Genomic DNA, 10,553 nt, shown 5'->3' on the forward strand with positions numbered 1-10,553 from the left:
AACCTCAGGACTGGCGGCCGTTGGCGGCCTGCTTGACGGCCTCGCGGATGCGGACATAGGTGCCGCAGCGGCAGATGTTGCCGGCCATCGCGGCGTCGATGTCGGAATCGTCAGGATTGGGCGTAGCTGCCAGCAATGCGGCGGCCGACATGATCTGGCCGGACTGGCAATAGCCGCACTGAATCACTTCGAGATCGAGCCAGGCCTTCTGCACCTTCGCGCCCGCAGGCGTGCTGCCGACATGTTCGATCGTGGTGACGGCGCGGTTCTCGACCGCGCTGACCGGCAGGACGCAGGAGCGCACCGCCTTGCCGTCGACATGCACCGTGCAGGCGCCGCATTGCGCGATGCCGCAGCCGAACTTGGTGCCGGTCATTCCGAGGATGTCGCGCAGCACCCACAGCAGCGGCATTTCAGGCGGCGCATCGAACGATTTCGTTTCGCCGTTGATGGTGAGAACAGTTGCCATATGCATCCCCTTGCTCGCTCGATCGCTTGCGGCGATCTAGTCAGCGAATTCGCGCGCGACAATAATCATACCGATACGAAACGATGAAGCGTCGCAATCTCCGGCAATGCATATTTGCGCTGCTGACGCGTCAGCCCATGACGTTCACGAATTTGTGCGGCGCTCGCTGCCAGCATTTTGGGCTAATTGATATGATAATCGTCATGTTTTGACGCATTTTCGGCGCGCGCGTCGTCGATCGCCGCAGACTGTCGTGCGGATGCGCAAAATCATGCGATGACGAAAGTCGTGCGATTGGGAAAGTCGGGTGATTAGGAGAGCCGTGCGGCGGCGCGCACGGGATCAATCGCAACGGCTGGCGGCCGGAGAGTTGCGCGATGACGACATTATTCTCCTGTTTTGCCCGACGGAGCGTCAAGCGTGTGGAGCAGAATGACTGTTTGTTGAATCGGTCGAGCCGCGGGCTCGCTTAACCTCTCCCGCTTGCTGGAGAGGTCGGCGCGAAGCGCCGGGGGAGGGCTTTCTCCACATTGGGGCTTTCTCCACATTGGGAGTGTTCGTTGTGGAGACACCCCCACCCCAGCCCTCCCCCGCAAGCGGGAGAGGGAGCGCACCTTTTCCATGGCAACCAGCCAGCTCAATTTCAGCCGACTGTAAGCCATTGATTTCGCACGCCCCGGCTACTGTGCATGGGGTTGTTTTCGAGTTTTTATATTTCGGGGACGACGGCGCGTGCCGTCGCGCCGGCCGTCAGCTCTGCCGGAAACCCATCCGGAAGGCGCCCCAGTGCTTGCCGCGGATCACGATCGGCGAGGACAGGTCCTTCATCAGCACGAACTGTCCGCCGCCCATGTCACGGCGATAGGTCTGGAGCAAGAACGGCTTGGTGTTCGCCGCGACCTTCTTCACCGCGCGATCGGTGAACAGGCGGCGGTTGCGGCAATTGGCGTTGTTCCAGACCGGGTCCTTGCCCTGCGGCAGGCGGTAGTTGGGGTTGTGGGTCGGCAGATAGCCGCCCTTGGCCCAGGCGACGCAGAACACGATGCGGGGATCGGATTTCTGGATCGGATCCTGGATCGCCGGCAGCACGCGGTCGGTGAAGTCGACGTAATTGGTGAGGTACTGCTTTGGATCGGTGCCGGGAATTTCGCGATACGTCTCGTCCATGAGCTGGTCGAGCGTGATGTCGCCGCGATCGATCGCGGCCTCGAACTCGGTCGAGATCCGTTTCGCGGTCTCGACGACGACCCGGATCAGCGGTGCGTCGGATGTCTCCACGCCGCTGTCGGCAATCAGCGCGATCAGGCCTTCGGAGGTGTCGAGCAGCTTGGTCACGCGCTGGTCGGCGCTCTTGAGATCGCGCGAGGAGAGGTCGACGCCCTTGGCGAGTTCGTTCAGCTCGCTGATGACGGTGTCGCAATGTCCGAGATTGGAGGTCGCCGCGCGCGTGACGCTGCCGATCTCCGCCTCCACGGAGGCGAAGCCCTGCTGAACCCGCGAGATGATGCCGGAGATCTGCTGGGCGCCTTCGCCTGCGGTCTTGGCGCGCTGCGAGGCGTCGCTGCTCTCGCCGATCAGGCCTTCGATCTGGCCGTCGAGATCGCGCACGGTGTCGGAGATCTGGTGCGTGGCCTGGCGGGTGGCTTCCGCGAGGTTCTTCACCTCGCTTGCCACCACCGCGAACCCGCGGCCGGCATTGCCGGCGCGGGCGGCTTCGATGGTTGCGTTCAGCGCCAGCAGATTGGTCTGCTTCGCGATCGCCTCGATCGAGCCAGAGACTTTCGCGACCTGCGCCAGCGCCGAGCCGACGGCACTGAGGCGTGCCTCGATGCGCTCCACCGCTGCGACGAGCTCGGAGATGTGGCTGACCGCGGTGTCGACGGCGCTGCGCGATTGCGCGATCTCGCCGACCGCAGCGGAGGTCGTGGTCTGCACCGCCTGCGATGCATTGGCGATATCGTGGTTGGCCGAGACCATCGTCTCGGCCGTCTCCTGGAGATGGTGGAACCGTTCCGACTGGTTTGCGACGCGGTTGGCGACTTCCTGAACGTTGCCGGCGATATCGGCGAGTTCCACGCCGAGGCCGCCGATGCGGTCGGCAAGCTGATCAATCAGCCGCTCGGCCAGCGTGCGATTGGAGCCGGTGTCCATGACTGCAAGTTGTACGACGGACATGTTCGATGAGTCCTCCAGTCAGAGCCGCAACCCGGCTCACGGCGGCATTCCCAATCCAGTTCTGCTTAAAAGGATGATTCGCGGCCGGCGTCTTGCCTGAGCGTGCACTCAGGCGCAATTCGCGCCTTATTTCTCTATTCCGCTCGAAAAACTGCGGGACATTTTTTCGGACCAGGCTCTAGAGCTTGTAAGCCGTGCGGAATCCACCCCAGTGCCGGCCCTGCACGCGGATCGGAACGTCGATCTCGCGCATCATCACCGTATTCCCATTGCCCATGTCGCGCGCATAACTCTGCACCAGGTACGAGCGCAGGTTGCGTGCGGCCGCCAACCCCGCCGGATCGTTGAATATCCTGCGGTTGCGACTATTGGCTGTGTTCCAGGCGACGTCGCCCGGTCGCTGCGGGTGCGAATAGATCTTGTTGTGCACCGGCAGGAAGCCGTTGCGGTCGACCATGGCGCAGAACGCCATGCGCTGGTCCTTGGCCAGAAAGACCTCCTGGAACGGCGGCAGCGCGCGGTCGGCCCAGTCGAGATATTTCGTGCGGTATTGCTGCGGATTGGTTCCGGCGATTTCGGCGTAGTCGGTGTCGAACAGGTCGTCGATCCCAACTTCGCCGCGGGCAAGGGCCTGCTCGAAGATCTTGGTCAGCGCGTTGCCCGCTTCCATGGCGCGGGTGACGAACTCCGTGTTCTCTTCGTGGATCGCCCAGAGCCTGTCCTCGATCTTTTCGCTGAGTTCGGCATTGGGACCGACGAATTGCGCGCGGGCCCCGGCCTTGGATTGCTCGATCACGCGCAGGCGGCAGGCGCCGACGGCTTCGAGGGTGCCTTCGATCATTGATTGCGGTGCAAGCCGGCCCGCATCCGCGCCACCGATCAGCACGCCGTCCATCGAGATTTCATAGACCGGCATCACGCCGCGCGCGGTTTCGAGCTTCAGATGGCAGGGCAGCCGTTCGGTCTTGCGGCGGTCGTCATGCTCGCTCTGGCGGAGCAGCACGGCGCAGCGCGATTTCAGCTTCTGTGCGAAGGTGGTGACGGCTTTGCCGGCACTGGCGACGTTCTCGCCATGGCTCTCGGCCGCCTTGGTCGCGGCATCGATCTCGGCTGCGCTCTCGCCGACCGAGACGATGAACTCCGAGGCGCTGGCGGCGTTGCCGGAGACTTCGCTGGTGGTGGCGTTCTGTTCGGCGACCGCGCCGTTGACGGTCTCGAAGACCGGGCGGATCGCCTCGATCGCCTGCGAAATGCGGTGCACGGCGTCCGCGGAGCCGGCGGCGTCGCGCTGCAGCGCGTCGATCTTCTTCGTAATTTCTTCCGTCGCCCCTTGCGTCTGCACCGCGAGGGCCTTGACCTCGGTCGCGACGACCGCAAAGCCTTTTCCCGCAGCGCCCGCGCGTGCGGCCTCGATCGTCGAGTTGAGCGCGAGCAGCGTCGTCTGCCGCGCGATCTGTGCGATCAGATTGACGACATTGCCGATGGCGGCGGAGGATTCGCGCAAGCGATCGACATTGGCGCGGGCTTCCTGCGCCGCGGCGCTGGCCTCGTCGGCGAGCTTGCCGGCCTCGCGAACCTGCGCCCCGATCCCCAGCGCGGACTGGGTGAACTTGTCGGCGGCATGGGCGAAGGTGGATGCGGTCGATTGCGCGGCATTGGTCCGGCCGGTCAGGGCGTCGGTGCGGTCGCGGATGGCGGCAAGCGTCGATGCGGTCGCTTCGGCGCCGCCCGCCACCGAATTGGCGGCGCGCTCGAGCTGGCGGATCATCGCGCCAAGCTCGAGTTCCAGCAATTCCAGGATCTCCCGGGCCGAATCACCTTCGGCCGGGGCGGGCTCGGACTGGGCCGCCGGCGGCGCGGCCTCTGCGGCTGCCACGGGCGCGGCCATATCCGGCAGACGCTTCCGAAATAGTCCGAATGCCATCAGGTCTCTCTTGTCGGGGGACGCTCGGAGGTTATTTTCGCAGGCTGGAATGAAGTCAGGGTTAACGATGCCTCACCTCTGGGCAGGGGCCCGTACGGTGTTACCTTAAAGTATCCGAGACCCTTTCATTCCGGTGGGTTGGCGGCCTATAAGGCCGCGTTTCCCACCCTCATTGGCGTACGATTCCAAGAGATCCCCGAGAGACCACGCATGGCCGGACATTCCCAATTCAAGAACATCATGCACCGCAAGGGGCGGCAGGATGCCCAGAAGTCGAAGCTGTTCGGCAAGCTGGCGCGGGAAATCACCGTCGCGGCCAAGCTTGGCACGCCCGACCCCAACATGAACCCCCGCCTCCGCGCCGCCGTAATCGCCGCGCGGCAGGAGAACATGCCGAAGGACAATATCGAGCGCGCCATCAAGAAGGCACTCGGCAGCGACGGCGAGAACTATGACGAGATCCGCTACGAGGGCTATGGTCCTGGCGGCGTCGCCGTCATCGTCGAGGCGCTGACCGACAACCGTAACCGCGCCGCCTCCGACATCCGCTCCTTCTTCACCAAATCGGGCGGCAATCTCGGCGAAACCGGTTCGGTGTCCTTCATGTTCGATCGCACCGGAATCATCGAATACGACCGCAGCGTCGCTTCCGACGACGCCGTGCTCGATGCCGCGATCGAGGCCGGCGCCGACGACGTCGTCTCCGGCGAAGCCGGTCACGAGATCTACGCCTCGACCGAAGGCTATCGCGACGTCGCCAAGGCGCTGGAAGCCAAGTTCGGCGAGCCGCGCAAGGCCGCGCTGATCTGGAAGCCGCAAAACACGGTCGCGGTCGACGACGAGACCGGCGAGAAGCTGCTCAAGCTGATGGACCTGCTCAACGAGCACGACGACGTCCAGCACGTCTACGCCAATTTCGAGGTCTCGGACGCGCTGATGGCGAAGATGGGTGGGTGATCACCAGCTCCGCATTCCGCTGTCGTCGTCCGGCTTGACCGGGCGACCCAGTATTCCAGAGACAGCAATGGGAATACGGAGAAGCCGAGGCGTACTGGATACCCCGCCTTCGCGGGGTATGACGCCGGAGTCTGTGGTGGGCGGTGCGGCTCACTAACGCCCCCACTTCCCCTGTTACTTCCGTTCTGTTTCTGTTTCCCCCACGGCAGCCAGCCGCTATCACTGGCCCCATGACTGCGCTCCCGATTCGTGGCCCCGTTCGCATCATCGGCATCGACCCTGGCCTCCGCCGCACCGGCTGGGGCGTGATCGAGGCTGAGGGCAATCGCCTGATCTACGTCGCCTGCGGTTCGGTGGAACCGCCGGACGATTTGCCGCTGGCGCGCCGGCTGCTCGCGATCCATGAAGGGCTCGCGGCCGTGCTCTCGAACCATCAGCCGATGGAAGCCGCGGTCGAGCAGACCTTCGTCAATAAGGACGGCGTTGCGACGCTGAAGCTCGGCCAGGCCCGCGGCGTCGCCATGCTGGCGCCCGCAATGTTCGGCATCTCGGTCGCCGAATACGCGCCGAACCAGGTCAAGAAGACCGTGGTCGGCGCCGGCCATGCCGACAAGCAACAGATCGCGATGATGCTGAAGATATTGCTGCCCAAGGCCGAGCCGCCGTCCGCCGACGCCGCCGACGCGCTCGCCATCGCCATCACCCACGCCCATCACCGCCAGAGCACCGCGCTGCGGCTGAAGGTGGCGGGGTTATGATCGGCAAGCTCAAGGGCCTGATCGATTCCTATGGCGAGGATTTCGTGATTCTTGACGTCGGCGGCGTCGGCTATCAGGTGCATTGCTCGACGCGCACGTTGCAGCATCTGCCCAAGCCGGGAGAGGCTGCCGTGCTGTCGATCGAGACCTATGTCCGCGAGGACCAGATCAAACTGTTCGGCTTCCGCACCGACCAGGAGCGCGAATGGTTTCGCCTGCTCCAGACCGTGCAGGGCGTCGGCGCCAAGGTCGCGCTCGCCGTGCTCGGCACGCTGGCGCCGGCCGATCTCGCCAATGCCATTGCGCTCCGCGACAAGGCCGCGGTGGCGCGCACGCCCGGCGTTGGTCCCAAGGTCGCCGAACGCATCGTCACCGAATTGAAGGACAAGGCGCCGGCTTTCGCCAATGTCGATCCGGCTGTGGTGCATCTTGCCGGCGCTGTCGACGACCAGCGGGCGCCGCGGCCCGTCGCAGACGCGATCTCCGCGCTGGTCAATCTCGGCTATGGTCAGCCGCAAGCGGCCGCCGCCATTGCATCCGCATCGCGCAGCGCGGGTGAGAATGCCGAGACGGCGCAGCTGATCCGCCTCGGCCTGAAGGAACTGGCGAAGTGAGCGCGGCAATGGTCAGTCTCGTAGGGTGGGCAAAGCGCAGCGTGCCCACCACTCTTAGGGCGATCGGAGAGATATCGTGGGCACGGCACGAAGAGCGCCTTTGCCCACCCTACGGGGAGTTCGCCAGGTGAGCGATCCCAAGGCCAACCGCATGGTCTCGCCCGAGCGCCGCAGCGACGATGTCGGCGACACCGCCCTGCGGCCGCAATCGCTGTCCGACTTCGTCGGCCAGCAGCAGGCGCGCAAGAACCTTTCGATCTTCATCGAGGCGGCGCGCAAGCGCGGCGAGGCGCTGGATCACGTGCTGTTCGTCGGCCCGCCCGGCCTCGGCAAGACCACGCTGGCGCAGATCGTGGCCAAGGAGCTGGGCGTCGGCTTTCGCGCGACGTCAGGGCCTGTGATCGCAAAGGCCGGTGATCTCGCAGCCCTCCTCACCAATCTCGAAGAGCGCGACGTGCTCTTCATCGACGAGATCCATCGTCTGAGCCCGGCGGTGGAAGAGGTGCTCTATCCCGCGATGGAGGACTTTCAGCTCGACCTCATCATCGGCGAAGGCCCGGCGGCGCGCTCGGTGAAGATCGAGCTGTCGAAATTCACCCTCGTCGGCGCCACCACGCGTGCCGGCCTGCTCACCAATCCATTGCGCGATCGTTTCGGCATTCCGGTGCGGCTCAATTTCTACACGATCGAGGAGCTCGAAAGCATCGTCAGCCGCGGCGCGCGCGTGCTCAATGTCGGCATGAGCGCGGATGGCGCCAACGAAATCGCCCGCCGCGCCCGCGGCACGCCGCGTATCGCCGGCCGCCTGCTCCGCCGCGTGCGCGATTTCGCCTCGGCGGCCGATGCCGACAAGATCGATCGCAAGATCGCCGACCACGCCCTGAGCGCGCTCGAGGTCGATGCCGCGGGCCTCGACGCGATGGACCGTCGCTACCTCACGACCATCGCGATGAACTATGGCGGCGGCCCGGTTGGCGTTGAGACCATGGCCGCCGCGTTGTCCGAGCCGCGCGATGCGATCGAGGACATCATCGAGCCCTATCTGATCCAGTGCGGCTATCTCCAGCGCACCCCGCGCGGCCGTCTGCTCACCTCGCACGCCTTCCGTCATCTCGGCATCGCCGAGCCCTCGCGCGATGCGGCGGCACAATTCGGCCTGTTCGGCACGGACGAGAGCGACGATTGAGCTGCGCCAATGCAGCGCGCTCCTTCTATCATGAATTTCTGGTAATCTCGTGCAGACGGTCTGCACGAACGCACCCCAATTCCGCTCCAATCAGACCGCATCAACAAGGCGCATCTCGATCGGGCTTCCATGATCACGCGCCGTCATTTCATCCGTTCCATCGGCGGTCTGTCCGCCCTCGGCATCTCGACCGCCGCGTACGGCGTCGGCGTCGAGCCGGTGCTGCGGCTTCGCGTCACCCGCTATCATCCGACGCCGCGGCAATGGCCGGCGGATTTTCCGTTGAAGATCGCGGCCATCGCCGACATCCACGCCTGCGATCCCTGGATGTCGCTGGAGCGGATCGAGGGCATCGTCGACCGTACCAATGCGCTGAAGCCTGATATCATCGTGCTGCTCGGCGACTATGTCGCCGGCCTTCACCACGTCACGCGTCTCATCCCGTCGCGCGAATGGGCGAGGGTGCTGGTCGGACTCAAGGCACCGCTCGGCGTCCATGCCGTCATGGGCAATCACGATTATTGGGACGACTTGACCGTGCAGCGGGCGGGGCATGGGCCGACCATCGCGCATCGGGCGCTGGAGGCGGCCGGCATTCCCGTCTACGAGAACGACGTCGTGCGTCTTTCCAAAGACGGCCGCCCGTTCTGGCTCGCCGGGCTCGGCGATCAGCTGGCCTATTATCCTTCGAAGCGCTTCGGCCGCGCGCACCGGCTTGGCGTCGATGATCTTGCGGGCACGCTGGCGAAGGTCACCGACGATGCGCCGGTCATCCTGCTCGCGCACGAGCCCAACATCGCGCCGCTCGTACCTGGGCGCGTCGCGCTGCAACTGTCCGGCCATACCCATGGCGGCCAGGTTCGTCTGCTCGGCTGGTCGCCGGCGGTTTCGCCCAAGAACGGCCTGCGCCTCGCTTATGGCCACTTCCGGCTGAAATGCGACCTCATTGTCTCCGGCGGCCTCGGTTGCAGCATCATGCCGGTCCGTGTCGGTGTGCCGCCCGAGATCGTCGAGGTGACGCTGGGAAGGACAGGGCTCGCTGTGTCCTAGCAACGCTTGCGCGTCCGGCCGTTTTTGCGCAAAACGGACCTATAGCGACAAGCGAAGAGGCTCGCGACGTGACAGCTCATCTCGACGGCGAGATCCGCGACGGCCGCCACCACATGCAGGTCCGCGTCTATTACGAGGACACGGATTTCTCCGGTATCGTCTATCACGCCAATTATCTGCGCTACATGGAGCGTGGCCGCACCAATCACCTCCGGCTGATGGGCGCCGAGCAGCAGGCGCTGTTCGATCAGGTGGAGACGGAAGGCGCGGGCTTCGCCTTCGTCGTGCGCTCGATGCATCTGGATTTCCTGAAACCCGCGCGGATGGACGACGTGCTCGATGTCGTGACCTGGCCGGTCGCGGTGAAGGGCGCCTCGATCATGCTGGCGCAGGAAGTGCGGCGCGGCGGGGAAGTTCTGGTGAAGGCCGAGGTCCGCGTCGCCTTCATCAGCGGCGGCCGCGCGCAGCCGATCCCGAAATCGATCCGCGCGTTGATGAAGGCCGATCTGATTTCGTGATCGCCCGATAAGTGATCGCCCGATTTGTGATGGTCTATCGACTCCAGCAGTTGGGGCGATAGATTGCGGCCCCGACCAACCGATGAGGCCATTATGTCGCGCCCGCCGCTTCCGCCCTTCACCCGTGAGACCGCCGCGCAGAAGGCCCGCATGGCCGAGGACGCCTGGAATTCACGCGACCCGGTGCGCGTCTCGCTCGCCTATACCGAGGATAGCCGCTGGCGCAATCGCTCTGAGGTCTTTCAGGGCCGCGAGGCCATCGTCGCCTTCCTCACCCGCAAATGGGAGAAGGAGCAGGACTACCGCCTGATCAAGGACCTCTGGGCCTTCGACGAGAACCGCATTGCCGTGCGCTTCCAGTACGAATGGCACGACGCGGGCGGACAGTGGTATCGCTCCTACGGCAACGAGCAGTGGGAGTTCGACGAGCACGGCTTGATGAAGCGGCGCGAGGCGTCGATCAATGATATCGCGATTGCGGAGAAGGATCGCCGGTTTCACTGGACCGCGCCCGGGCCGCGGCCCGCGGATGTGCCGGGATTGGGAACGGATCCGTTTTGATGTTAGCGAGATAGCGCGGCGGGCGCGCTGCACCCTCTCCCCTGTGGGAGAGGGTGGCTCGCCGCATGGCGGCGATACGGTGAGGGGTCTCTCTCAGCGAGTCCGGAATCGTAGGGTGGGCAAAGGCGCACTTGCGCCGTGCCCACGTCGTCTCGCCAAACACGCAGGACGTGGGCACGCTTCGCTTTGCCCACCCTACCGCACTGAGTTTATCGAAGCCGGTGCTGCTTCACCCTCCCCCCTTGTGCAGGGGAATCGCATATGGGTTTTGTCTAGCTATTGCATTGGAAGGCAAGACGGATTCTGAAGACGACTCCCGGAAGACGGAGGGGGTCGGATGC

The 10,553-nt window shown here is 64.8% G+C and carries 10 protein-coding genes; 7 read left to right on the plus strand and 3 right to left on the minus strand.

The window, feature by feature from the left end; genetic code table 11:
* Positions 1-4: 4 nt before the first annotated feature.
* From GGD67_RS31050 to GGD67_RS31060, 3 genes are all read right to left on the minus strand, one after another.
* Positions 5-469 carry a (2Fe-2S)-binding protein gene (locus tag GGD67_RS31050; RefSeq protein WP_018318697.1) on the minus strand — a complete coding sequence of 155 codons (465 nt, stop codon included), beginning with the start codon at positions 467-469 and terminating at the stop codon, positions 5-7.
* A gap of 750 nt (positions 470-1,219) precedes the next feature.
* Complete coding sequence (locus tag GGD67_RS31055; RefSeq protein WP_179738156.1) at positions 1,220-2,644, minus strand: methyl-accepting chemotaxis protein; 1,425 nt, start codon at positions 2,642-2,644, stop codon at positions 1,220-1,222.
* Positions 2,645-2,822: 178 nt separating this feature from the next.
* On the minus strand, positions 2,823-4,568 hold the full coding sequence (locus GGD67_RS31060) for a methyl-accepting chemotaxis protein (RefSeq protein ID WP_179738158.1): 1,746 nt from the start codon (positions 4,566-4,568) through the stop codon (positions 2,823-2,825).
* A 210-nt stretch (positions 4,569-4,778) separates the two neighbouring features.
* On the opposite strand from GGD67_RS31060, the gene GGD67_RS31065 reads away from it, so the two are divergent.
* The 7 genes from GGD67_RS31065 (at position 4,779) to GGD67_RS31095 (ending at position 10,212) form a co-directional block, all read left to right on the plus strand.
* Positions 4,779-5,525, plus strand: coding sequence for a YebC/PmpR family DNA-binding transcriptional regulator (locus GGD67_RS31065; RefSeq protein WP_179738160.1), 747 nt, complete (start codon positions 4,779-4,781; stop codon positions 5,523-5,525).
* Between the two features lie 230 nt (positions 5,526-5,755).
* Entirely contained in the window at positions 5,756-6,283 is a 528-nt protein-coding gene (gene ruvC, locus GGD67_RS31070) for a crossover junction endodeoxyribonuclease RuvC (RefSeq protein WP_092254529.1), read from the plus strand.
* Positions 6,280-6,897, plus strand: a complete 618-nt coding sequence (ruvA, locus tag GGD67_RS31075; RefSeq protein WP_092254532.1) for a Holliday junction branch migration protein RuvA — start codon at positions 6,280-6,282, stop codon at positions 6,895-6,897. The genes ruvC and ruvA overlap by 4 nt, the downstream gene beginning before the upstream one ends.
* 151 nt (positions 6,898-7,048) lie before the next feature.
* Positions 7,049-8,083 carry a Holliday junction branch migration DNA helicase RuvB gene (ruvB, locus tag GGD67_RS31080; RefSeq protein WP_177237050.1) on the plus strand — a complete coding sequence of 345 codons (1,035 nt, stop codon included), beginning with the start codon at positions 7,049-7,051 and terminating at the stop codon, positions 8,081-8,083.
* 129 nt (positions 8,084-8,212) lie between these two features.
* The gene (locus GGD67_RS31085; RefSeq protein ID WP_179738162.1) at positions 8,213-9,133 is read left to right on the plus strand and encodes a metallophosphoesterase; all 921 of its coding nucleotides are present in this window, start codon (positions 8,213-8,215) and stop codon (positions 9,131-9,133) included.
* A gap of 68 nt (positions 9,134-9,201) precedes the next feature.
* Positions 9,202-9,651: a tol-pal system-associated acyl-CoA thioesterase gene (gene ybgC, locus GGD67_RS31090; RefSeq protein ID WP_092254538.1), complete on the plus strand. Its 450-nt coding sequence runs from the start codon at positions 9,202-9,204 to the stop codon at positions 9,649-9,651.
* 93 nt (positions 9,652-9,744) lie between these two features.
* Positions 9,745-10,212 (plus strand): nuclear transport factor 2 family protein, encoded by a 468-nt coding sequence (locus GGD67_RS31095; protein WP_018317713.1) that lies wholly within the window; start codon positions 9,745-9,747, stop codon positions 10,210-10,212.
* Positions 10,213-10,553 lie beyond the last annotated feature (341 nt).

The organism is Bradyrhizobium sp. IAR9, from assembly GCF_013408065.1.
GTDB lineage: Bacteria > Pseudomonadota > Alphaproteobacteria > Rhizobiales > Xanthobacteraceae > Bradyrhizobium.

Coding starts and splice junctions, on each gene's coding strand:
- GGD67_RS31050 (WP_018318697.1), bottom strand. CDS start 469: ATGGCAACTGTTCTCACCATCAACGGCGAAACGAAATCGTTCGATGCG.
- GGD67_RS31085 (WP_179738162.1), top strand. CDS start 8,213: ATGATCACGCGCCGTCATTTCATCCGTTCCATCGGCGGTCTGTCCGCC.
- GGD67_RS31060 (WP_179738158.1), bottom strand. CDS start 4,568: ATGGCATTCGGACTATTTCGGAAGCGTCTGCCGGATATGGCCGCGCCC.
- GGD67_RS31095 (WP_018317713.1), top strand. CDS start 9,745: ATGTCGCGCCCGCCGCTTCCGCCCTTCACCCGTGAGACCGCCGCGCAG.
- GGD67_RS31055 (WP_179738156.1), bottom strand. CDS start 2,644: ATGTCCGTCGTACAACTTGCAGTCATGGACACCGGCTCCAATCGCACG.
- ruvB (WP_177237050.1), top strand. CDS start 7,049: ATGGTCTCGCCCGAGCGCCGCAGCGACGATGTCGGCGACACCGCCCTG.
- GGD67_RS31065 (WP_179738160.1), top strand. CDS start 4,779: ATGGCCGGACATTCCCAATTCAAGAACATCATGCACCGCAAGGGGCGG.
- ruvA (WP_092254532.1), top strand. CDS start 6,280: ATGATCGGCAAGCTCAAGGGCCTGATCGATTCCTATGGCGAGGATTTC.
- ruvC (WP_092254529.1), top strand. CDS start 5,756: ATGACTGCGCTCCCGATTCGTGGCCCCGTTCGCATCATCGGCATCGAC.